At 44.2% G+C, this 23988-nt stretch carries 16 protein-coding genes and 1 pseudogene; 15 read left to right on the top strand and 2 right to left on the bottom strand.

What is annotated here, in order from left to right:
- The first annotated feature begins 97 nt into the window (after nucleotides 1-97).
- From REC12_RS24065 to REC12_RS24010, 12 genes are all read left to right on the top strand, one after another.
- A complete protein-coding gene (locus tag REC12_RS24065; protein ID WP_308898582.1) occupies nucleotides 98-6124 on the top strand; it encodes an AAA family ATPase in 6027 nt (2008 codons plus the stop codon).
- A gap of 546 nt (nucleotides 6125-6670) precedes the next feature.
- A complete protein-coding gene (locus tag REC12_RS24060) occupies nucleotides 6671-7045 on the top strand; it encodes a response regulator transcription factor (RefSeq protein WP_308898580.1) in 375 nt (124 codons plus the stop codon).
- A 15-nt stretch (nucleotides 7046-7060) separates the two neighbouring features.
- Nucleotides 7061-9781 carry a [Fe-Fe] hydrogenase large subunit C-terminal domain-containing protein gene (locus tag REC12_RS24055; protein ID WP_308898579.1) on the top strand — a complete coding sequence of 907 codons (2721 nt, stop codon included), beginning with the start codon at nucleotides 7061-7063 and terminating at the stop codon, nucleotides 9779-9781.
- Between the two features lie 60 nt (nucleotides 9782-9841).
- On the top strand, nucleotides 9842-11155 hold the full coding sequence (locus tag REC12_RS24050) for an HD-GYP domain-containing protein (RefSeq protein WP_308898578.1): 1314 nt from the start codon (nucleotides 9842-9844) through the stop codon (nucleotides 11153-11155).
- Between the two features lie 45 nt (nucleotides 11156-11200).
- Nucleotides 11201-13126, top strand: coding sequence for a [Fe-Fe] hydrogenase large subunit C-terminal domain-containing protein (locus REC12_RS24045; RefSeq protein WP_308898575.1), 1926 nt, complete (start codon nucleotides 11201-11203; stop codon nucleotides 13124-13126).
- Between the two features lie 112 nt (nucleotides 13127-13238).
- Entirely contained in the window at nucleotides 13239-13748 is a 510-nt protein-coding gene (locus REC12_RS24040; RefSeq protein ID WP_308898573.1) for a MarR family transcriptional regulator, read from the top strand.
- Nucleotides 13749-13978: 230 nt separating this feature from the next.
- The gene (locus REC12_RS24035) at nucleotides 13979-14554 is read left to right on the top strand and encodes a flavodoxin family protein (RefSeq protein WP_308898571.1); all 576 of its coding nucleotides are present in this window, start codon (nucleotides 13979-13981) and stop codon (nucleotides 14552-14554) included.
- 171 nt (nucleotides 14555-14725) lie between these two features.
- Nucleotides 14726-15202: an HTH domain-containing protein gene (locus tag REC12_RS24030; RefSeq protein ID WP_308898569.1), complete on the top strand. Its 477-nt coding sequence runs from the start codon at nucleotides 14726-14728 to the stop codon at nucleotides 15200-15202.
- A 307-nt stretch (nucleotides 15203-15509) separates the two neighbouring features.
- Nucleotides 15510-16787: an MFS transporter gene (locus tag REC12_RS24025; RefSeq protein ID WP_308898568.1), complete on the top strand. Its 1278-nt coding sequence runs from the start codon at nucleotides 15510-15512 to the stop codon at nucleotides 16785-16787.
- Nucleotides 16788-16965: 178 nt separating this feature from the next.
- Nucleotides 16966-17592 carry an HAD family hydrolase gene (locus tag REC12_RS24020; protein WP_308898566.1) on the top strand — a complete coding sequence of 209 codons (627 nt, stop codon included), beginning with the start codon at nucleotides 16966-16968 and terminating at the stop codon, nucleotides 17590-17592.
- A gap of 467 nt (nucleotides 17593-18059) precedes the next feature.
- Nucleotides 18060-19274 (top strand): MerR family transcriptional regulator, encoded by a 1215-nt coding sequence (locus REC12_RS24015; protein ID WP_308898565.1) that lies wholly within the window; start codon nucleotides 18060-18062, stop codon nucleotides 19272-19274.
- A 102-nt stretch (nucleotides 19275-19376) separates the two neighbouring features.
- The gene (locus REC12_RS24010; RefSeq protein WP_308898563.1) at nucleotides 19377-20630 is read left to right on the top strand and encodes an MFS transporter; all 1254 of its coding nucleotides are present in this window, start codon (nucleotides 19377-19379) and stop codon (nucleotides 20628-20630) included.
- 266 nt (nucleotides 20631-20896) lie between these two features.
- Here REC12_RS24010 and REC12_RS24005 read toward each other — a convergent pair whose 3' ends face one another.
- A complete protein-coding gene (locus REC12_RS24005; RefSeq protein WP_308898560.1) occupies nucleotides 20897-21328 on the bottom strand; it encodes a hypothetical protein in 432 nt (143 codons plus the stop codon).
- Between the two features lie 376 nt (nucleotides 21329-21704).
- Between REC12_RS24005 and REC12_RS24000 the strand changes: the two genes are divergently transcribed.
- A complete protein-coding gene (locus REC12_RS24000; RefSeq protein ID WP_308898559.1) occupies nucleotides 21705-22229 on the top strand; it encodes a hypothetical protein in 525 nt (174 codons plus the stop codon).
- A 231-nt stretch (nucleotides 22230-22460) separates the two neighbouring features.
- Here the strand turns inward: REC12_RS24000 and REC12_RS23995 are convergent.
- A pseudogene (locus tag REC12_RS23995) lies at nucleotides 22461-22586 on the bottom strand (recombinase family protein); the annotation flags it as partial.
- Between the two features lie 52 nt (nucleotides 22587-22638).
- On the opposite strand from REC12_RS23995, the gene REC12_RS23990 reads away from it, so the two are divergent.
- Both REC12_RS23990 and REC12_RS23985 read left to right on the top strand, forming a co-directional pair.
- The gene (locus tag REC12_RS23990) at nucleotides 22639-23163 is read left to right on the top strand and encodes a GyrI-like domain-containing protein (RefSeq protein ID WP_308898557.1); all 525 of its coding nucleotides are present in this window, start codon (nucleotides 22639-22641) and stop codon (nucleotides 23161-23163) included.
- Between the two features lie 276 nt (nucleotides 23164-23439).
- Nucleotides 23440-23910: a flavodoxin gene (locus REC12_RS23985; protein ID WP_308898555.1), complete on the top strand. Its 471-nt coding sequence runs from the start codon at nucleotides 23440-23442 to the stop codon at nucleotides 23908-23910.
- Nucleotides 23911-23988: the final 78 nt, after the last annotated feature.

Raw genomic sequence — 23988 nt, 5'->3', positions numbered from 1 at the left:
GAATACACCTATTACTGGAGATGCTGAAACCTCAACAACACTAGTTATTAAACAAAATCTAGTTAACAAGTAACTAAATTATCGAGGTGGCATGACTATGCAGCTGGATGGCTATACAATCAAGGAAAAACTTCAGGAGAACTATGATACTGTCATTTACAGGGGCTTTGACCAAAAAAGAGAGCAGAGTGTTCTTATAAAGCTGCTAAAAGTGGGGCACAACTCTCGGGAAGCTCTTACCAGGCTTGAACATGAATATGCTATAAACCGAAAAATAGCACATGAAGGCGTGTTGCATGTTTTAGATTTAATTCTGGAAGATAGTATTTCCGCCCTGATAATGGAGGACTTTCCAGGAGAATCTCTGCATACTCTCTTGGAAAAGCAACCGCTTGAGCTGTCTCAGTTTTTAAGCATAGCTGTGGAATTGGCCGGAATATTAGAAGAAATTCACAGTTGCGGAGTTTTGCATAGAACGCTTAATCCTTATAATATCCTGGTCAATCTGGAAATGATGAGGCTTAAGATCACAAACTTTGCTTCAGGAGCCTTAAGCAGCGAAGTCAAAGAGGAGAGCCCGGACCGAAATTGGCCGCCGGAATCTCTGCCCTATTTTTCTCCGGAACAGAGCCGGCGTCTGGAAATTAGAGAAGATTTTCGGGCGGACCTCTATTCTCTGGGAATTGTCTTCTACCAAATATTGGCGGGCAGACTTCCTTTTGCTGCTCATGATCCTGTGGACGTTGTTTATTCACATTTAGCGCAAAAACCTGTTCCTTTATCGGAAATCAGCCCGGCCATACCCAAAGTTCTTTCAGACATCGTGGCAAAACTTTTGGCCAAAAAGGTGGAGGATCGTTACCAGACAGCCGGCGGGTTAAAAGCTGACCTGGAAAGATGCAGGAAAAATTTCCAGGAGGACAATCTGCTGGAAAGTATAGTGTCCTTTGCCATTGCAACGGAAGACATCAGCGGAGAGCTGAGAATTCCCAAAACACTGTACGGCCGGGAGAAAGAGCTCCGTTTTCTTCATGAATGTTTGGCAATGGCCGGCCAGGGCAGTTTAGAAATTGTCCTTGTTTGCGGTGAGGAGGGAATTGGCAAGACCTCTCTGGTCAATGAGCTGATCTCTGAGATCCGGAAGAACAATGGCAGATATGCCTGCGGAAAGTGTGATCAGTATCATAGAGACAGACCTTATACCGCAATAATTCAAGCTTTGAGTTTTCTAATCAAACGAATTCTGGCTGAAGATGAGGAGACCATTCTTTTCTGGAAGGAAAAAATAGTAAGACAACTAAATGAGAATGCCGCTTTAATAGCTGAGGTTATTCCTGAGATTGAAAGGATCACGGGCTTGCAGGCGCCGCTGCCCATACTTCCGCCCTTTGAAGCACAAATTCGCTTTAACACGGCCTTGCTGGATTTTATGCAGCTATTTGCCTCAAAGTCGCAGACGCTGTGCCTTTTTTTAGATAATCTTAAGTGGGCGGATACGGAAAGTTTAAAGCTTATTGAACATCTTGCCAATGATCAGGAAAAGAAATTCATCTTAGTCATAGGGGCCTACAGGGAAGAAGACGATAATTCGCAGTTTAAAGTCATGCTGGAAAATCTCAGGAAATCGGTAAACCGGCCCAAATACCTTGCCCTGAAACCCTTAGAATCATGGCATATCAATAATTTACTGAGCAAGGCTCTGCACCATTCACCCGACGTCACCTTGCAACTGGCCAAGGTTTGCTGCGAAAAAGTCAGGGGTAATCCTTTCTTTTTAGTTCAGTTTTTAGCTGCACTTCAGGATGAAGGTCTTCTTTGCTTCGACAGAAGTCAAAAAACCTGGCTCTGGGACGAAAAGAAGATCGCCCAAAAAAAGGTTCTGGAAAGTGTAGCTGAGCTGATGATCCAGAAAATAGGCAAACTGCCCTCGCCAACCAGAGAAGTGTTAATGACTGCGGCCTGTATCAACAATACCTTTGATCTTAAGACGATTTCCATTGTGCTGGCAAAGAGCCAGGGAGAAATCCGGCAGGATTTAGGCCAGGCGGTTGCAGAGGGTCTTTTGCTCATTCAGCAGGGACAGTATTTTTTTCCGCATGACCGAATACAGCAGGCTGCTTATTCCCTCTTAGACCAAGAGGCTAAAAAACATCTTCATAAAAGAATAGGAAAGCTTCTTTTGCAGAACATAGCGGACATAGAACTGAAGGATAGAGTTTTCGAGGTCATCGATCATTTCAATAAGGCCCGGGAACTATTTTCGCAGGAAGAAAAGGAGACTGCTCTTGTCTTGAATATTGTTGCCGGCAGTAAGGCTAAAGGAGCTTCCGCTTATGAGAGGGCTTTGGAGTATTTCCTGATTGCTGTCGAGTTGCTGGAAACGGATTGTTGGGCAAACTCTTACGGAAGAACTTTGGAGCTTTATATCGAAGCTGCCCAGACAGCGTATGTTTGTGCCAGGGTTGACTTGACGGAAACGCTGGCGGGAGCAGCTATTGAGAATTGCCAAAACTTATTAGATCGGGCCAGAGCTTATGAAGTCCTGATTGAAGCTTATGTTGTAAAAGAGGATTGGCGAAAAGCTTTAGAGACAGCGCGCTTGATTTTAATGGAGATGGATGTTTATATTCCGAAACACCCTACCCTCTACCACGTGCTGACCGGATATCTGAAAACAAGGGCTGCCTTAAAAGGAAAATCTATTGAGGATCTCAGAAGTGCCGGGCTTATGGAAGATGAGAAAATGAAGTTGATCCTGAAAATTTTAAACAGCGTGGGTATCGCCGCTTATTCATGCACCTACATGGTTGCGCTCTTTGTTTTTCAGGCCCTCAGCATCAGTTTGAAATACGGTATTACGGAAGAAACACCGGTGATTTATGCTGCTTACGGGTATATATTGGTCGCGATGATGGGCAAAACCGAAGAGGGGTATCAATTTGGCAGGCTGGCCCGGGATATTCAGGAAAAGCTCAACTTGCGGAAGTTTGAGAGCAAAACGGTCTTACTCTTCAATCTGAATATCGGGCACGCTAAGGAACCCTTAAACTATTCGCTTGGGGGATTTCCCTCCACCTATTTAAGCGCCTTGACTTCAGGGGATGTATTTACAGCAGGCTATTCCATCTTTCTGCATTTTGTTTACGCCTTTTTGGCGGGCAAAGAGTTGCCGAAGATTGTCAAGGAAGCGGAGCAGCACTGGAATGCTTTATTGAATACCGCTCAGACTTCAGCCATTCTTGGCTGCAAGGTAACCTTGCAAACGATATTGAACTTTATGGGCGATAATAATGACCCTTGCAAAATAGCCGGCCCCTATTGCGACTGTGATAAACTCTTGCCCCAAATTGCCGCTGCGCATGATCGCACCAATGCTTTTGTAGTGTATTTCAATAAAATGATCTTAATGTATTATTTCGGCAGGTCCAAACAGGCAGCGGAATGCCTGTTCCAGGCGGAAGTGTATCTGGATAGAGTTAAAGGGAGCTTTTATCTGCCGAATTTCTTGTTTTACAAAGGCTTGATTCTCCTGGCAGGTATGCAGACTATGCCGGTTAGCCAAAGGCTATGGAGCCTCGCTGCCGTGAATCATTGCCTTCGTTCCTTAAAAAAGCTTGCTAAAAGTTCACCCGAAAATATTTCGAATAAGCTCTACCTCTTATTGGCTGAGAAGGAACGAATCACCGGAAATAAGATTAAAGCGGCGGGTTATTATGATTTGTCTATTGAACAGGCCGCAGTCAACGGTTTCCTGCAAGAAGAAGCCTTAGCCAAAGAGCTGACTGCTGGTTTTTACATGGAAATCGGCAGAATCTATTGGGGCAAGAAGTTTATAGGCGATGCTTACGAGACCTATGTCCGCTGGGGCGCGCAAGCGAAGGTTAATGATTTATTGGCCAAGTACTCCGGGATTCTATCTCCGGACATAATCAGGAAGGAGCAAACCTTAGCCGCACAGAGGGCAATTAACCCGATGGCCGGTGTATCAGACTCTTTGGACTTGATTTCAATCATTAAGGCCAGCCAGGCAATTTCAGATACCATTGTTCTGGAAGAGCTGCTGGAGCTTTTAATGAAGATACTTTTGCAAAATGCCGGCGCCCAGAAGGCCATTCTCATCGTTAAAAAGCAAGAAAAACTTTTTGTGACCGCCGAGGGGACGACAGAATACACCCGAGTAGATGTGCATCAGCGAGTACCGGCTGAAAAAAGCGGCAGCATCCCTCTTAAACTTGTCAAGTATGTTGAACGTACAGGGGAAATCGTAGTTTTAAGACCGGAAGAAAATGCTGAGTTATTCGCGGGTTCGGAGGATGGGGAAGGGTATGTTCCCAAGTCGGCGATCTGCATGCCGATGGTGGCCAACGGGGAATTGCGGGGAATACTCTATCTGGAAAACAACCTGATTAGCGGAGCTTTTACCATAAACCGCCTGCAAGTACTGCGGCTTTTAACGACTCAGATTGCGATCTCCCTGGAAAAAGCGGAACTTTACCGCAATATGGAGAAAATAATTCAAGAGCGCACCGAGGAACTTAATTTTAAAAACATGGAGTTAATCAGGAACAACGAACAGCTTGAGGCTTCCAACCAAGCCATAAACCAATTCGTGGCTAATATCAGCCACGAAATACGGACGCCTCTGCATGGCATTCTGGGGATGATTTCTCTCCTTAAAAAGAGCATTAAGGGCGGAATTGAAAAGGATTACCTGGAAATGCTCCAAATTTCGGCGGAAGCTTTGTTTGAGATTATTAACGATATTCTGGATTTATCCAAGATCGAAGCCAATAAGCTGGAACTGGAAGAACGCTATTTTAACCTTGTTAAGCTGATGGAGGAGGTCTGTAATCCCTTTAAAATAAGTGCCGAGGAGAAGAAGCTGCGCTTTCTGGTCAAGTATGGAAGGGATCTGCCTGTTTTCTGCCTGGGAGACCCGCTGCGAATTAAGCAAGTAGTTAACAATATTTTGAGTAATGCCGTTAAGTTTACCGCTCAGGGAGAGGTTGAAATCAGCGTCATGCTTAAGTCCCTTCAGGGGACGCAAGCGGAAATTGCCATCACCGTCAGAGATACTGGCATTGGTATCCCTGCGGATAAGCAGGATCTAATCTTTGATAGTTTTACTCAGGCTAATGCCAGCATATCGAGAAGGTATGGAGGAACAGGACTGGGGCTTTCCATTACCAAGAGGCTGATTGAACTTATGAAGGGAAGGCTTGAGATAGAAAGTACCGAAGGTGTAGGCAGTACTTTCCGCTTCACACTCCCCTTGGCCGTGGAAAAAAGCCGGGATGGGGAATTGGCAAGAGCTGCGGCTGAAGCCGCCTGCGCTCAGGAAAACACGGAAATCGATCTTCATCCCTTGAGAGTAGCCGTTGCCGAGGACAATCCGATTGGCCAGAAATACCTCAAAGGTCTTTTAGAGTATTACGGTTGTGAGGTTGAAGTGGCGGAAAATGGACAAAAACTCTTGGATATGTTAGAAGAAAAGCAGTTTGACTGTGTCCTTATGGACAAGAATATGCCCGGGATGGATGGGAAAGAGGCTACAAAACAAATCAGGGGCAGGGAGCTTGGCAAAAATTCCGGAATTTGCATTATCGGACTTACTGCCTCAACGGTTGCCGGTGACCGGGAAGAGCTAATGGAGGCTGGAATGGATTTTTATTTGTCGAAGCCGGTTAAACAGGAAGAACTCTTTAGAATTGTGGGCTTAATAGCGGCGGAGAAAAGTCAGAATGCCCTAAAAAGTGAGAGCGGAAAAACAGCTGGGATGCAGGAGCTGATCAATCAAGAAGTTTTTCGCAAGGAGGCTCAACTATTTGGGGTATCTCTTCTGAGTGAAATCGGCAAGGAGTTCATAGAGGATTATGCCAAGAAGCTGGAAGCGATCAATGAAAACTGGAAGCACGGGGATCGCAAAGCAGTCCAATTATTAATTCATAAACTTGCCAGCTCCATATCTCCTTTTCATGCTGAGGAGCCCTTTACTCTTACGCAGCGTTTGGAAAAAGCTCTCATGACAGCAGATTTAGATACCGTTGAGGAAGATTATCGGCAACTATGCTCTATGCTTAAAAAGCTGGCTGAGGAACTGGAAGAATTATTGCTGGAATTATGAGGCGCTGAAGCTGCAGAAAATCGGGGAGTTAGCCAAAGAAAAAAGATAAATTTTGTAGATTAATCCGATCACAAAGGCAAGCCCTTAAGGGGTAAAATACGCCGAACGGCAGATACACAAATAAAAAATTACTCTTTATGCTAAAGCGTAGAGAGTAATTTTTTATTGGTATCTTAAAGATAAGCGAAGGACGCGAAGGTAAGGAAAAGGCCAGGGACACTTTTAAAAAGAGTGTTTTCTTCAGGCTGTGGCGAGAACGATAAGGCTCGCTTGAAGGCCAAAAGGTTGTCAATCCGGGTTGATACTCGGATTTTGAGATGCGGCGAAGCTGTTTCAGGCGAAAAGCTGTTCAGTGGCTGTTAAGTCTTCCCCCCTATACTAAAAGGGATCTGTTGCTTTTGTCTCAGCAGAGCTAAGGATTGTTGCCGGCCCAAATTTCCAACTGTGAAAATTCGGTTTTAACGGGCAGGGTCAAGGAAATGAACAGTTGCTGCAACCGGATGAAGACTTTCCGCAAATCTAGGAGTTAAGAAAGGGGGGAAGCTGATGGCTATGATTTTAATCGCCGACGATGAAACTCATATTCGAATTCTTTTGGAACAGACGCTGGAAGAACTGGAAGATGAAGGAGTAGACCTGATTGTTACGGCCAACGGTCAGGAAGCCTTAGAGAGCATTATAGCCAAACGCCCGGACCTGGTATTTCTCGATGTGATGATGCCCAAAATGAACGGGTTTGAAGTTTGCAGCAGAATTAAAAAGGAACTGGGCCTGCAGGATATCTGCATCATTCTCTTAACAGCCAAAGGACAGGAGTTTGACAAGCAAAAGGGACTGGATGTCGGAGCCGACCTCTATATGACGAAGCCCTTTAATCCGGATGAAATCGTGGCTAAGGCCAGAGAAATTTTGAGGATTTAGAGTGGGGGGAAGTATGTGTCTACACCGGAAGTTGTTAGAGTAGAGAAAACAAAATGCCGGCATTGCCTGGCCTGTATTCAGGTTTGTCCGGTAAAACTTTGCAATATTGTGGAACTCGACGGAATTGCAGTTCAGCCGGATCTTTGCATTGGCTGCGGAGAGTGTGTCCGGGTTTGCAGCGAAAAAGGTCATCATGCCCGCTCTATCGTTGATGATTTTGCCGCTTTTTTAGAAGATCTTCGGGCAGGTGTGCCTTTGGGGGTATTGGTTGCTCCCTCGGCGGCTGTGAATTATGATCCCTGGTTCAGGGAGATGATTACAGCCTTGCGCCAAATGGGCGTTAAAAATGTTTTTGATGTTAGTTTTGGGGCGGAAATTACGACCTATCTTTATTTTAAAGCCCTGCAAAGGGGGGTTAAGTTACCGCTGATTGCCCAGCCTTGTCCGGCCATCGTAAATTATATCGAAATCTATAATCCGGAACTTATTCCTTATTTAGCCCCCACCCATTCGCCGGCTCTTGACGCTGCAATCTGGCTCAAAAGCCAGCCTCAGTTCAGTCGGCTCAAACTGGCCTTTTTAGGCCCCTGCGCAGCCAAACGGCGTGAGGTGCATGACCCCAATACTAAAGGAGTTGTTTCCTTCAGCTTGACTTTTCAGTCTCTGGACAAGTATTTAGGGGAGCAGAATATTATCCTGGCTGATTTGGAAGCCGGGTATTTCGATACGCCCGAGGCTGAAAGAGCAGTTCTTTACAGTCAGCCGGGCGGGCTTACGGAGACCCTGGAACGTTTCGGGCTGCCTCTGAAAAAGTATGATCTCGGCCGGGCGGAAGGTTCGAACGAGCTTTACGCCAAATACTTGCCGGAATTGTCCGGGGATATTCGGCAGCATCAAGCCCCGGTCATTGTCGATGTCCTGAATTGCCTTCACGGCTGCAACTGTGGTCCGGCGGTCAGCCATAAGAAAACGAAGTTTCAAATAGAAAAAATTATGACGGAGCGCAAAGCTAAACAAATTGCAGAGCATAAGTGCTCCCTTGATCAGCTGCAGGCGTTTTTTCAGCAGCTTGCCGGCCAGGAGGCGGATTATTCCAGAAGCTATTCCGACCGCTCAAAATTAAACTTTTTGCGCCAACCGGCACGGGAAGAGGAAGAGGGCATCTGGAACTTAATGCATAAACTTACGCCAGAAGAACGGGAAGTGAATTGTTCTTCCTGCGGCTACGGCAATTGCCGCAATATGATGATCGCCATCTTCAATGGTCTGAATCATGTGGAAAGCTGCAAGTATTATTTGTTTAAACAAAATGAACAAAGTCTGGCCCTGATCCAAGGTCAGGCTGAAGAGATTGAGATGCAGCGCGATCAATTAGCCGCCTGGAATGAAGAATTGGAGGATACGGTCAGGCAGCGGACCGCCGATTTAAGCCAAATCAATCATAACCTGAAGCTGGAAATTGAGGGGCGGGAAGCTATCGAAGAATCTTTGCGTCAAGCTAAAGAAGGGGCGGATTTCCTGAATAAGGAATTGCTGGCGGCTAATGAAAAACTTCAGGAACTGGACAATATGAAGACTGATTTTTTATCGACGGTCTCTCATGAACTGCGTACTCCCCTGACTTCCATTCTGGGCTTTGCCAAAATTATTAAAAAGAGGCTGGATGAAGTTATTTTTCCGAATTTTCAAGCCGGGGACAAGAAAATGAGCCGCACGGTTAACCAGGTCCAACAAAACATCGACATCATTGTTTCCGAAGGAGAACGCTTAACCAACCTGATTAACGATGTTTTGGATATCGCCAAAATGGAGGCGGGACGTGTCGACTGGAATATGGAAAAAACAACGCTGATCGACCTTATACAGCAAGGGATGCTGGCCGTTTCCTCTCTGTTTGAACAAAAGGGACTAAAGCTAAGCAAGGAGATTGAGGACAATCTGCCTGAAGTGGTTTGTGACCAGGAAAAGATCATCAGGGTTATCATAAACCTGCTTTCCAACGCCGTTAAGTTTACCTCCGAGGGCAGCGTAACTTGTCTTTGCCGGAAAAGGGGAGAGGAGGTCATGATAAGCGTTGTTGACCAGGGGATAGGCATAGCCCGGGAAGATGAAGAGAAGGTCTTTGAGAAGTTCAAGCAAATTGGGGATACCTTGACCGACAAACCTAAAGGAACAGGTTTGGGTTTGCCTATCTGCAAACAAATTGTCGAATACCATGGAGGGCGGATCTGGGTGGAGAGTGAACCCGGCAAAGGAAGCTGCTTTTCCTTTACCCTGCCGATAACCAGAAAGGCAGATTTAAAAATAGCTGATGTCAAAGCCTTGTTTACCCAGCTTCCGGAAAGAGAAAAGAATGAAGACCGTCCCCGGGATACCCTGGAAAAGAAAATACTGGTGGTGGACGACAATGCCAATATAAGAATCTTTCTGCGTCAGGAATTGGAGGCGGCGGGTCATGCTGTTTTAGAGGCGGAGGATGGTCTGAAAGCTATCGCCTTAGTTAATAGTGAGGAGCCGGACTTAATTCTTCTGGATGTGATGATGCCGGGAATTAATGGCTTTGATGTAGCGGCGGTGCTGAAGAACGATCCCCGGACCCTGAACATCCCGGTTGTGATTCTTTCGATTGTTGAAGATGCGGCAAGGGGCTACCTGATTGGGGTAGATGGCTATTTCACCAAACCGGTCAATATAGATAAGCTTCTGGGGAAGGTAACTGAACTTCTTGTTCAGTGAGCAGCGTGGAATACGTATGAAGAGAGAATATCAGCTTGAAACCCTGAGGGGGGTAAAGTTTTGAAACTTGATCTTGGACGTTTGCGGAAAAAAGGCGTTTATGCTCTGATAGCTGAAGTCTGTGCGGAACCTTTTTTAGTCCAAAACGTTGAGGGCCGAATACTTTATGGAGACTCTGACAGCGACTACACCACGAAATATCCGCTGCTGTTTCAGGATGAGCAGTTTGGCTGGATTAGCGGGGGAAAGCGGGCTTATGCCATTTCCCGGCTAGTGATGCTGTTCGCCGCGAGTGAATGCGAAAAAAAGGAGTTAGGGCAGGAGACTTTGGCAAAATACCGGGAATTGATTTTCTTATACGATATAACCGAGAAGTTAGCGGCTAGTCTCCGTCCCCAGGAAGTGGCCATCCTGGTTATTTCCGAGGTCAATAAGTTAATTAAGGCCGATAAAGTATCCCTGATGCTTATCAATGAAGAGAACGGCTTATTGGAGGTGATTGCCAGACTGGGGGAAGAGGCCAAAACTAAACTGACTTTAAAGCTAGGCGAAGGGATAGCCGGCAATATTGCTCTCAGCGGAAAGGCCGAAATTATTAATGATACACGTCGTGATCCTCGTTTCCTGGAGGGAAGACATAAGGTGAGCTCGATGATGTGCGCACCTTTGCGGATTAAGGATAGGGTCATCGGTGTCATAAATTTGAGCAGTGCAGAACCGGCCAACTATACGGCTGAAGATTTGAAACTCTTATCCGTCCTGACCCTTCAGGCCGCCGCGGCCATCGAAAATGCCCGTTTGTATGATAATCTGAAGGAAGCATTTCTGACGACTGTCTCTACCCTGGCGGAAACCATAGATAAGAGGGACCCTTATACGGGCGGGCACACCAAAAGGGTTATGGAGTACAGCCTGGCCATCGGCAACTTCCTCGGACTTTCAAATCCGGAAAGGGAGCGCCTTAAATTAGCGGCAATCCTGCACGATATTGGCAAAATCGGGGTTCGGGATAATATTCTGCTCAAAGAGGGGAAGCTCGATGAAACAGAGTACAATGAAATGAAAAGACATACTGTTTATGGTGAGGAAGTTCTTAAATATATTAAATTTTTTAATGATATTATCCCCGGAGTAAAGTCTCACCATGAGCGCTACGACGGTAGAGGCTATCCGGAGGGGCTCAGCGGAGAGCAAACAGATATCATCGCCAGAATCATTGCTGTTGCCGATACCTTTGATGCTATGACCAGTGACAGGCCCTACCGCAAGGCTTTAAGCAAAGAGGCGGCCTTCGCTGAAATTAAAAAAAATTCCGGCTCACAATATGATCCCCAAGTCGTTGAGGCATTTCTGAAGGCGGTAGCCATGTGGTAACAAGGGTTTGAGGGACTGCAGGGTAGAGGAAGGGACGGAGCAAGCATGGAAAATAATTCGGGTGTTAAAGGTAATATTGTCACGGATGAAAGTGCCTGCCAAGGTTGTAACAAGTGTGTGAGAGAGTGTCCGGTCCAGGCAAACATTGTTTATATCGCCGACGGCAAGGTTAAAGCCAAAATTAACTATGAAAGGTGTATTGAATGCGGCCAGTGTATCAGCAACTGCGACCACAATGCCCGCGGCTTTCTTGATGATACGGAGGGATTTTTTGCCGACCTGGCAAGCGGCAAAAAAATAGCGCTGCTTGCCGCTCCGTCATTAAGAGTAAATTTCCCCGCCTATAAACGGTTATTTGGCTTTTTAGTTAAGAAGGGAGTAACGGTTGTCTATGACGTTTCTTTCGGAGCGGATATAACGACATGGGCCTATCTTAAAGTTATCAGCCAAAAGAATTTACCGACGATGATCGCCCAGCCTTGTCCGGCGGTTGTCAACTATCTTGAAAAGTTAAAGCCTGAATTGCTGAGTCAGCTTGCGCCCATACACAGTCCCATACTCTGCACCGCTATATATATTCAAAACTATTTAAAGGATAATTCTGCCTTAGCCGTGCTCTCCCCCTGCATCGCCAAAAGAGGGGAATTCCTCACTACGGGAAAAATTATCAGTTACAACGTTACCTATAGGAGATTAAAGGAATATCTCGACAAACATAAGGTTGACCTGAGTCAGTATGAAGAAGCGGGCTTTTTTGATATAGCCTGTTCCTTGGGCTGTCTCTACAGCAGGCCCGGCGGGCTGAGAGAAAACGTAGAAGCCCTCATTCCCAAGGCCTGGGTCAAACAGGTAGAAGGTTTGCAGACCGCCTATAATTATTTGGATATCTATGCCCGGAGAGTTAAGCAGAACAAGCCGGTTCCTCTTTTGGTGGATATTCTTAACTGCCAGCATGGCTGCAACATTGGCACAGCCTCCGTCATAACGGAAGACATCATTGATGATATCGACCACGACTTTAATCAAATGAAATATGAAAAATCCCAGCAGTATGAAAAAGGCAAATTTAAAAAGCCGCTTAAGCGGATTGCCTGGTTGAATCAGTATTTCGATAAAACCTTAAAACTGGAAGATTTTATCCGCACTTATGATCAAACAAGAAAGGCTAAGGATTTACTTAATCCCAGTGAGCCGGAATACGATCAGGTTTTCAAAAGCATGTACAAAGAAGACGAAGCAGCCCGGACGATTAATTGTCTGGCTTGTGGTTATGCAACTTGCCGGGAAATGGCGAAAGGGATTTATAATGGTTTAAATGTGCCGCTGAACTGTATTAATTATGCCCGCAATGAAGTTATTGCGAAAAATCAGAAGAATGCTGAGATCAACAAAATGCTCGCCCAAATTCAAAAGCTCAGCAGTGAGAGGCTGGAGTACAGTGAGAAGCTGGAAGTTGATGTCGCTAACATTAAAGCGTCGCTCGATGAAATAGCAAGTTCCCATGAACATAGCGCCCTTAATTTACAGAATATAATGACAAGAGTGACTAACAACACCAATACATCTTCCCTTCTGCGGGAAGATGTCGAGCAAATGAAAGAGAGATTAGTCAACTTTGCTAACTCTTCCAATACGATCGAGAAAATTGCCAGTCAGACAAATCTTCTGGCTTTGAATGCGGCCATCGAAGCTGCAAGGGCAGGCGAACAGGGCAGAGGTTTTGCTATAGTGGCTCAGGAGGTGCGCAAATTAGCCGAGCAGTCTAACCAAGTCGTCAAAGCTACTTTAAATGATGAAAAATCCATGCTCAATTTGATCGGGAGCATAACCGGGATTGCTGTGGACTTAGAAAATGAAATGAACGAAATGAGCAATCACGTAGAACAAATATCCGCCTCTCTGGAACAACTTAACGCCAAAAGTCAGGAGATTCTAGCCTTCGTAGAAGGGATAGTGGATAAGCAGCCTTAGATATAGTAGTCTTTAGAATAGTAGCCTTAGAATAGTTGCTTTAACATTGTTGCAAGAGAAACAAAAGTTTAATATAATGTGGTTAGTGCACCAAGGGGCGGGAGGACTGGCCATGAACAAAGAAGAACAGGTTTTAAGAGGTTTCAATGACTTGTTGAACAAGTGGATTTTTCTTAATAAGCTTAAGTTTAAGACAGAAGATGGTCTCAAGGAGTATAAGTCTTCTGAAATACATTGCCTCGAATACATTGGCAGAAATGCGGACTCCAACGTGACCAAACTTGCGGAGTCCTTTTATATGACCAGAGGGGCCATAAGCAAATTAGCTAAGAAGCTCATAAAAAAAGGTCTTATCGCAAGCTACCAGAAGCCGGACAACAAGAAAGAAATCTATTTTCGCTTGACTCCCCAAGGGGAAGCAATTAATAAAGTCCATGAGGAACTGCACAAAGAGTTTCGCGAGCGGGATAAGGCCGTATTTGAGCAGGTAACCGAGGAGCAATTTGAGAGTATGCTCAGCTTCGTGGAAAAGTACAGCAGGCATTTGGATGCGGAGCTAAAGAAACAAGGTGTCGATATAACCAAAGATTTAGATATAACAATGGGAAATGATTTTGAATAACGGGTTGTCTCAAAAAGCAATCTAGGGGGGGCGGTATCCTGCGCTGAAACGTCAGTGCAGGATACCGCCTCCTTTATTATTGACAAGGAAACAATAAAGTGATAGGATAATTATGTTGCCAAGGAAACATAACTGTGTTGTTCGCGCGGTATGAATTTCAAAGGTATAGATTTACAGCAATAAACACACAATCTACAGCACAAAGTACCACTAAGGAGGAAAGAAGCAAGATGAAGATGATCGGAATTATCGCCAGTCCGCGGAAAGAAGGCAATACCGCCTGGATCGTCAACAAAATACTCGAAGGTGCGAAAGAACAGGGAGCCGAAACGGAGTCCTGGTATTTCAGCGATCTCGATATCAACCCCTGCCGGGGTTGTTGGGGCTGCCATAAGAGCGATCAGGGTTGTGTTATTAAAGACGACATGCAGAAACTTAATGAGGCGATGGATCGTGCCAATGCCATTATTTTCGGCTCGCCGATTTATCTGACGCAGATGAGTGCCCAGGCCAAGACAATCATCGACCGGATGTTTGCGCGCTTCTCTCCGCGCTACTCTCCGTATTTCAAAGAAGAGAGTACCGCCGAGAAAAAGCTGATCCTTACTTTTAATCAGGGCAATCCTGATTCCGGCCTGTTTCAGCCGTATATTGATTATACGAGGCACATGTTTGAGCTGCTGGAATTTACTGTTCAAGAGGTACCTGTCGTTACCGGTATGCGCAATGGACCGGCGCATGAACAAAAAGATCTGCACACTAGCCTGAAGGCTATCGGTTCATCGGCGGTTAATGATTTTAACTAATGGGTTTGTATTAGAGGAAGTACCAGCGAACCTGTCACAGCCCGCAAACGCATGGTTAAAATTCCTGTAGTGGCGCAGGAAAATTAGAAATGATTATAGAAATTTATGTTTAGAATTGCAAACGTTACAAAGATATGTGCCACCTAGTTTTTAAAGCAGGGAGGTTAGCGGATGCAAGAACATAAAATTAAGATCTCAAACATGCTGACAAAGGATAAGCTAAAGGAAAAGTTCTTAACTATTGTCAATGAATATAAGATTTCATTAAAAACATTAAACATAGTAACGCAAGTTAGTATTGAGTCGCTTTCGGATTTTGTCAACGGAAAAAAGGAAATAACTGATTTATTCTTAATTGAAAACCGAGGGCTATTCAATTTAATTATTTTTCTTTCAGATGGAATGCCAGCGTCTGTGGTTAGCGAAGATAAACGAGTAAAAGCTGTTATTGAGTTACTTGTACTATTATTTGGTCTTGAATATGAAACTATAGCACTCTATGCTGGGCTAAATAAGCAGGACATTGCAAGCTTTATGCAAGATACTGCCTCGATTGATTATGAGAAAAAATATAAACTAGCAGCCGCAAGTTTGATGTTGCATTACCTATTTAAAAATCCCAGCAATCCCTCATTACTAGGTAGGTAACTATAAGAAAAGGCTCTTCCCCAAGACTATATTCCTGGATATTAAAATTCCAGCAGGGAGGAATCTAACATGGCTCTTCCCCAAAAATCAGATCAGAATACAAAGGGTAAAGGAATATGAATCGAGTATTAAATCGCAACTTTTGTTATGTTGAGTTTAGAACAATGGTTGCGATTTCCGTTATTCCACTTTTTCGAGGGGATAGGCAAAATACCCAAGTTGCAGAAAACGGCCATGTGGGACTGATAGCAACTCTAGATGATGAGGCTCGCAATGTGCTTGAACGATAAATGGAGGTTTCCGACTGATGAACAATGGTACCAACAAGTCGACGCTCTCAATGGATTCTGCTGAAACTGTTCGCGGAACGTTGCTAAGCCCTTTAAGATCCCGGCAATTTACAATGTTGTGGATGGGGCAGACTTTCTCGCAATTTGGAGATGCCATCCTTTGGGTGACAATACCTCTTGCGGTGTATTCCATGGGCCGCTCTACGCTGCAAATGGGACTTGTCATGGCACTACTTATATTACCGCAGGTCGTGCTCTTGCCGTTTACAGGGCTTCTAGTTGACCGCGCTTCGCGTTCCTTGCTAATGATGACGACTGATATTTCTCGCGGACTACTGGTGGCCGTCATAGCCGTATTGGCGGGAACGCATCGGCTGACGATGCCTCTTCTTTATGCGTTCGTGCTACTTTACGGTGTTATGGATTCCCTGTTCCAACCGGCCTATTCGGCAGCACGCTCCCAGATTTTCACGCCCGATGTCCGAAATGCGGCGAACGGGTTAACCCAGGTAAGCCAGCAGGTTGCTAAGTTGCTCGGCCCGGCCGCTGGCGGGCTGATTGTCGGCCTGGCAAGTTTGGCTGTTGGATTTTGGGTTGATGCCGCAACATTTTTGATTTCAATTGTCAGCCTGGCATTTCTTCGACTAGACTCGCCTGAACGGATTTCTAATCGAGAAGCGAGTGGCCTGCGCCATTTTGCCCATGAACTTACGGGTGGGTATCAGGAACTGCGTAAACACCAATGGCTGTGGGTAGGTATTATTGCCGCTGCTTTCATCAATATTGCCAGTAGCGGAGTCACAACCATTCTGCTGCCTTGGTTAATCAAGGTTCATCTTGGTATGTCCGACGCCGTCTATGGCCTGATTGCCAGTACATCAGGGCTTGGAGGTATTTTATGCGCACTAGTGTACGGACGCCGGCAGCGCTGGCGCAAAAGGGGATTAGTCAACTATGGAAGTATGCTCGGTATAGGGATGGCGAGACTCGTCCTTATTTTCGCACGAACACCATTGGTACTCATGGCTATCTCTGCGGCATATGGTGCATGTCTTATGATCATGTCATTAACATGGCAAGGAAGTCTTCAGGAACTGGTGGCTCCAGAGGCGTTTGGACGTGTTGCCAGCCTGGATATGTTCGGGTCCTTTGCGCTCTTGCCCGTGGGAAGCCTGTTCACAGGCTGGTTGGCCATAAAAATAGGCGGTATCAAGACCATTATAGTGAGTGCCCTGCTTATTATCCTGGGGGCGACCACATTGCTTTGTCTACCGAAAATACGTCATTTTGATTGAGAATGGGATAGTGAGTTTTAATACTTACCTACAAGAAGAAAGACATTTGTTTTGACTCTAAGGAAGGATTGAGACTATACTTACTAATATCGAAAAATATGCTCCTTGGTTTACAGAATCAGAGTTTATCGTATTCCTTTTGGATTGTAATTATTATTAAGAGGGATGGTCATAAGAAATGGAAATTGATAGCATTATCTTTGATTTAGACGGCACTCTTTGGAATTCCATCGCAGGAATTTGTGAGGCGTGGCAAGGGGTCCTGGCAAGCTTCCCCAACATTACAAAAGCAGTAACCCCTGAAGATATGCAGGGATGCATGGGATTGCCAATGGACGAAATCGGCAAAAAATTATTCCCGGAATTAGATGAAGCTTCTCAAAAGAAACTAATGGAAGAATTCTGTGAAACAGAACAAGTTTATTTAGGACAGCGTGGCGGCATGTTATACCCTAACTTAGAAGAAACCCTTGCGAAGTTATCTCAAAAATACAAATTGTTCATCGTCAGTAATTGTCAGGACGGCTATATACAAGCCTTTTTTAAGGCTCATAGCTTAAATAAATACTTCAGTGATTTTGAATGTTGGGGTGTCACAGGGCTCTCGAAAGGGGAAACCAATAAAATCATCATAGCAAGAAATCAACTGAAAAAACCTGTTTATGTAGGAGATACCGACGGAGATGCCCAGGCAGCCAAAGTGGCGGAAATTCCGTTTGTCTATGCAAGGTATGGCTTTGGGAAGGTTGAAGACTATGATTATGTGATTGATCGTTTTGAAGATCTCTTAACTCTGGGAATATAAATGCCTATCCGAAATTGGATTAAGAAGTTCTTATCATCCCCAAGAAAATTAACAGCTGGCGCAGCGGAAAAGACCGTTGCGCCAGCTGTTTTTTGCCCAAAAGCATTTCAACCTTGACAAACAGAGTTCTGTATTGATTTCGTTCGCAAGATTGGTGGTGTTAATACTCTCATTTATAGTCTGGTTGCTGAGGCGGCGCGGGGTGTTGGAGCGGACAGAAATGGACTAAATCACCGGATTCTGATAGAGTATAATTACGACAGTGAAAACCACTTCGGGGCAGTTGGCCCGGGGCGATAAGGGCACCGATAGACATTAAGTTGCATAGCGGTTAAGGCTTGAAAACTATTTATACACGCGGCTTTTGCTGGAAATTAGACGTTCAATAAAAGTTGTTCAGAATATCTATATGAATATAATTAAGTCAACAATGTCATCTGAAAAATTGATATTGGGGCAGGTAGATCATGAAGATTGGAGCGTTTGCAAAACAGAATCAGGTCAGTATTGACACAATCCGGCATTATATCGATCTTGAATTGTTAATACCGCAAAAGAAAAACAAGCAGTATGAATTCGACCGGCAATGTCAGAATGACTTTAATGAAATCCTGTTTTTAAAATCGCTAGGATTTGCCTTGCATGAAATTAAAAATATTTTTATCGTCAAGCATCTTGGGAAAATGACCTCCTTTCAGGAGGACGAATATTATAAGAATATATTTCAAGCAAAATATCAACGGACACAAATCGAAATCGAAAAATTAAACGGTGAACAATCCCGCCTGAAAGAAGAGCTTCACAAGCTGGAAGTCAAAAACGAACATAGGTCATTCAAAATGGGCATTCAACTAAGCTGGATGCATTATCTGGCCTGTGATCGCTGTGGAGGCCCCCTTGCTTTAAAGCCCGGGGTCGTGGAAGATAACATGATCCTTTCTGGTAAACTGAGTTGTAAATGCGGCAACGAATATTCGGTTCAGGATGGCATCCTGTTTGCTTTTGGCGGCTTAAACGACGGCGATCCACCCCTTGATGTTTTGTCCTATATTCAAAATACGGATACTGAATATCTCAATCGGATTTACAAAGCATTGGAGTGGAATGCGCAACATGTCCATTCTGAGAATCTTGCGGAAAAAGTGATTCTGGAATTGGGCAGTGGGAGCGGCTTTTTCCTGAGGCGCATTTATGATAATCTGCCCGACGATGCTGTTTACATCGCCGCTGACCACGATCCCGGAAAGTTACGATTCTTAAAAGGGATTTTGGAAAAGGCGGAGAAAAGAAAGGGAATCCTTTTTATCTGCTGTGATTTTCCCCATATTCCCTTGAAAACCCGATCTGTGGATGTTTCATATGATTTTACAGGAACAAGTAATTTTAGCTTTGAGCACGGAGAATTTTTGCTGAGATTAGTTGAACGGTTCTTAAAAACAGAGGCTGAGTTGTTGGGCTCATATATCATTTTCCGGAATTTCAGTCCCGACAGCATGGTTCCCGTTAAATTCCGGCCGAATTTTCAGATTCATTCTCTCAAAAAGCAAATTGAAGAACTTGGTTTCATCAGGGAAGACGAATATACTTCCAACGTTGTGACCAAAGGGGGCATTTATGAAAATTATTTTCGCAGCGGTGAAAAAGTGTTGAATTACAGCTTCGCTGGAAAAAGATCGGGTTAACCCGACCTTTTTATTTTTTCCCTTCAAATTCGAGGCGCTTGCATACTTGACATCGTGTTGGCCCCGCGTCTTACAATAGCCTCATAAAAAGGAGGCCTTGCTGTGAGTGTGAGACTGACGAGCAGCCCAAAAGGTGAGCGACTCAATTTTACGATGTTTTTGACGGGGCGGAGCATATCCGTCCTGATGTCCTCCGTCTATACGTTTGCAGTAGGACTGTATGTCCTGAAAATGACCGGGTCGAGCCTTTCGTTTGCTATCACACTTTCACTTCAGATCATCCCGACTGTCCTGATTGGACCGTTTGCCGGCATCCTTGCGGATAGGTTCAGCAAAAAGATCATAGTAGTTTTAACCGACACGTTTAACGGGCTTCTCTTTATTACGCTGTTTATTATCAGCACAGGGGGGTTCACGCTTTTTGAAATCTATACCGCCACGCTGCTGCTTTCGATTTCGCAGGCGCTCTACAATGTCTGCATTGACTCGGCCGTACCTAATATCGTTTCAAAGGATAACATTATAAGGTTAAATTCGATCGGGAAGATTGTTGATTCGGCCGCAATCATTATTAGCCCGGGCTTAGGTGGGGTTCTGTATGCTGTAATGAATATACGATTTTTTGTCTTTTGGAACGGGATGGCTTTTCTTCTGTCAACTTTAACCGAATGCCTGATTGATTTCCGCCTTTATTATACCCCAATGTCCCAGAAGCTGAAATTGGATCTGCGGCGGGATTTCGTCGCGGGAATTAACTATATACGGAAAACCGATTGGATTAAAAGCACATTATTGAATTTTCTGGTGGTCAACTTTTTTAGCGCACTGTGTTATTCAGTTCCAATCCCATATATTCTAAACAATACCTTCCACCTTTCCTCAAAAGCTTATGGGATTGTTCAGTGCTTTACGCCGTTTGGCATGATTCTCGGCGCAATGCTTACCAGAAAAGTCACTGGCAGTCTTCCGTACAAAAGACTGATGATGATTACTGGCGTACTCTTTTCGGCATGTCTGTTTCCGCTTGGCATGTTACCTGCTCTTGCCCTTCATCCTTCTTCACAGTTGATTGTGCCCTATTACTCATTTCTACTCGCTTGCATCGGCTTTATTAGCGCTTTGATTGATATTCCATTTATCAACAATTTTCAGACCAGAGTGCCTGAAAATATCCGAGGACGATCCCTGAGTATTAGCATAAGCATCGTAAAAGTTTTCACACCAATCGGGTATATTCTGTCAGGCAGTATTATCAGCATTATTCCAGCGTTTTATCTACCTTTATGCGGTGGTATATTACTGCTTTTATTCTATATTGCAATTCATATAAATACGATAAGGCATGCTTTACCGTAATAACTCCGCCAAGCAGCGGCTGGGACGAGCTGGAGCAGACGAAAAGCAAGCTTGAAATCAGCCTTTTGCAGGAAGAAATGAAAATGTCCTGGTTCTTTGCGATATTAAATCCCTTTCTAAGGTACATAAGGCAGCTTTATTTCTGCAAGGGGAGCTTTGAGATTGAGGGTGCAATGATTCCTCAGGCCCTTATTAGGCGAACCCTTAGAAAGCTCCACTCCTTACTGCATTGAGTTTACTTGTTCTGTTAACAAAAAAGACGCCGGTTAAGGCGACACCTTTTTTAAAGCTTTTATTTCTCTTTCGTGAAGGGAAGACTCCATCTGCAAGGCTTCGACTTTAGTGCCTAATTTTCTGATCTCGTCTATAACCTCAGCGTTTGTCTGTTTCTGGCTCTCGCGGGCGTCGTAGAACAAGACATCTATTTTTTCAGTAAGATTAGTCTCCAATTGTACTTGTGACTGTTCTACTGATGTAAGCCACGATTCTGCTGATGTAAGTTTCGACTCTACCGATGTAAGTCTCGATTCTACCGTTGTAAGTTTCGACTCTACCGACGTAAGTTTCGATTCTACTGACATAAGTCTGGAGTCCACTTTGGAAAACTCCGATTTTACGTCCTGTTTGAAGGCTTGGACTTCACTAAATAGTTTAGCAAATTGACCAGCTATAAATTCTTGAAACTCGTTATTATCCAAGGCTCATCACCCTTACACTTATTATCGCCTAAGTATAACACAGCTGTCTGACAATATCTTGTCAGACTATGAAAGATGGAACCCAGATATGGTAAAATTAAGAGCAGAAGTTCTTCCGGAAGAAGGGAGGAAACATTAAAAATCCCTTCGCATTGAACTCCGGCTACTTTCTGAGAGTAAGCCATACCCAAACCGAAACAGTGAGTATATAAGGGGGTATGTGGAAGTGGAATAGATAAGGGTGGAGGAGGCAATGGCCAATTACATGATCAAAGAAGTGGGCAAGACATCGGTGAAAGAGAATTGACAGCGTACAGTTTCGCAAAATTCGTTGATAACGTGGGGATAGACAAACTCTACATTGGGGGAGAGTAGAATGAATAAACGCGAGATCGTTAGCCTGGCTTGCAAGATTCTTGGTGTCTATGTGATCATTCAAGGAATTGACATTATTGCCAATGTGCTAACTGCTTCAGTCATTAATCCAAACCAAATGGGGCTTGAAAATTTGATCGCTATAATTGTCCCTTACATATTTCCTATTATCTTTGGAGTTTTGCTTTGGGTTCTTTCAGGCAGGCTATCTTCGACTATGGTTGAAGCAGGGGATTTTACCAACGATAGTTCTTCTAGTATAAAGGCCGATGATATACAGAGAATAGTATTTTCAGCTATAGGGCTACTTTTGATAGGAAATTCTTTACCTAAGATTGTAACGAACCTGACGAGTATGCTTACGACGTCTGAGGTTCCAAACATGACAGCAAGATTATTACCTGGTATGGTAGGGGCATTAATTCAAATTATCTTTGGGATTGGAGTTTTTTTAGGATCAAAGGGGCTGGTGAGCCTATTGAATATGTTTAAATATGCAGGGTTAAAGAGAGATGAAGAGTCCTGATAAACAATGGCACCAGCAAGACGCGGTGCTATTGTCATAACGTTCTTTACCGGACTAAAGTACAATTTATAAGGGACTACACAGGGTAACGGTGTGATGGGTGGTATTCTGCCCGTCAGATTTTCCAGGTAATGTTCATCTTTCGCTGGCAGCTTCCATGATAGTAACCAGCAAATTCAGCACCCGCCGCTTATCGTCAGAGCTGACGGTTTCCCATGTATCCAGGTAGCAAAAGCCGTAAGGCGGCTTGCCGCCCATCTTGAAGCTCCGCTGGCTGTGGGAATAGTAAGCGTCCTGTACCCGCTTTTGTATCGTTTCCCGTTCCAGTTGGGCGAACACGATACAGATATTAACTAATTATCTTCCGCTTAATTACTTAGAAATGAGATTTATAGGAGGAAAACGTATTATGGCAGAAATGAAAAAGATTATTTATAAAGAAGTCGGAGAGCGCCTAATGGTAGGAATGTATCGTGAAACATCATTTTTTGAGGCTGGGAATGTATGGCAAGACTTCTTCCAAAGTAACGCTATTGAGAAATTGGACATGTTGTCAGCTGTAAAAAGTTGCGAAGATATTGACGCAAATGCTGGTATCGGTATGATGTACAATTTTAAAGATATGAATAACTTTGAATTCATTATCGGAGATTTTGTACAGGTTGGTACGGAAATACCAGATGGCCTGTTTGCAAAGTATGTTCCTGGTGGTTTAACTGCGCATATTCAAATTGAAGGAAGTAATGTTGTAGAAATACTTAATTCGGCATATTTACTGATTACGGAAGCAATTGAGAAAACAGGTCAAAAAATTGACCGCAATAATTTTTACTGGTGTGAAGTATACACGAACGAACGCTATTGTGAACCTTTAAATCGAGGCGAAAAGGTAATTATAGATTATGTACTACCTATTAAAACAGATAGCAACTAAATATCGCGCACTGCTGAATCTATAGATTTCGGTTTATAATTGGCCACTACGCCTATCCAGCCAGTCAAGGGACGAGTAGTACTTTGCTATCGCAAAATCTCCACTCTTAAACCCTTGACTGACTGGATTTTTGCCGTGCCATTGCGCCGGCGACAACGGCATTTGAAGCGGCAACGCTGACAGACTGGTTTTACAAGAAAATTTGTCTGTTTTGTTTTGCCCTCTGGCAGGCTATAATAGCGGTAACCAAAAATTTTACAAATGGAGACACCCTATATGAGCAATACACTGGTTGTCTATTATTCGCTTTTTCAAAATACGAAGAATTTAGCGTTGGAAATAGCAAAACAGACGAGCGGAACTCTAAGAGAATTAATCCCCGACAAGAATTACTCCTTTGACTATAATACAGCCGCCAAAGAAGTGAGAAATCAGATTTCCCGTGGATTTTTCCCGAAGCTGGTATCCGGAAATGAGCCTATAGATGCGTACCGGACTATATTTATAGGTACGCCCAATTGGTTTAAAACGTTAGCCCCGCCGGTTAGAAGCTTTCTTACACAGCACGATTTTGCGGGCAAAACAGTCATCCCTTTTTGTACTCATGGAGGCGGTGGATTTTGCCAAATTGAAAATGATATAGCCAGAGAATGCCCGAAATCCAAAATCCTGCCTGGTATTGCCCTAAACGGCGCTATTGCACCGGAAGAGGTTGAAAATTGGCTTAAGGCGATTGGATATAAGTGATAAGAATTCCAATGCGATCAGACGAAAAGAATTGCTGCCTAATCGCAAAAATCTTTTTCCTACTACTATTCCTCAACG

Origin of the sequence: Candidatus Desulfosporosinus nitrosoreducens (assembly GCF_030954495.1) — a bacterium.
Lineage (GTDB): Bacteria > Bacillota > Desulfitobacteriia > Desulfitobacteriales > Desulfitobacteriaceae > Desulfosporosinus > Desulfosporosinus nitrosoreducens.
This window is presented reverse-complemented; position numbering and strand designations above follow the sequence as displayed.

Coding starts and splice junctions, on each gene's coding strand:
- REC12_RS24020 (WP_308898566.1), top strand. CDS start 16,966: ATGGAAATTGATAGCATTATCTTTGATTTAGACGGCACTCTTTGGAAT.
- REC12_RS23985 (WP_308898555.1), top strand. CDS start 23,440: ATGAGCAATACACTGGTTGTCTATTATTCGCTTTTTCAAAATACGAAG.
- REC12_RS24040 (WP_308898573.1), top strand. CDS start 13,239: ATGAACAAAGAAGAACAGGTTTTAAGAGGTTTCAATGACTTGTTGAAC.
- REC12_RS24000 (WP_308898559.1), top strand. CDS start 21,705: ATGAATAAACGCGAGATCGTTAGCCTGGCTTGCAAGATTCTTGGTGTC.
- REC12_RS24015 (WP_308898565.1), top strand. CDS start 18,060: ATGAAGATTGGAGCGTTTGCAAAACAGAATCAGGTCAGTATTGACACA.
- REC12_RS24065 (WP_308898582.1), top strand. CDS start 98: ATGCAGCTGGATGGCTATACAATCAAGGAAAAACTTCAGGAGAACTAT.
- REC12_RS24045 (WP_308898575.1), top strand. CDS start 11,201: ATGGAAAATAATTCGGGTGTTAAAGGTAATATTGTCACGGATGAAAGT.
- REC12_RS24030 (WP_308898569.1), top strand. CDS start 14,726: ATGCAAGAACATAAAATTAAGATCTCAAACATGCTGACAAAGGATAAG.
- REC12_RS24060 (WP_308898580.1), top strand. CDS start 6,671: ATGGCTATGATTTTAATCGCCGACGATGAAACTCATATTCGAATTCTT.
- REC12_RS23990 (WP_308898557.1), top strand. CDS start 22,639: ATGGCAGAAATGAAAAAGATTATTTATAAAGAAGTCGGAGAGCGCCTA.
- REC12_RS24025 (WP_308898568.1), top strand. CDS start 15,510: ATGAACAATGGTACCAACAAGTCGACGCTCTCAATGGATTCTGCTGAA.
- REC12_RS24035 (WP_308898571.1), top strand. CDS start 13,979: ATGAAGATGATCGGAATTATCGCCAGTCCGCGGAAAGAAGGCAATACC.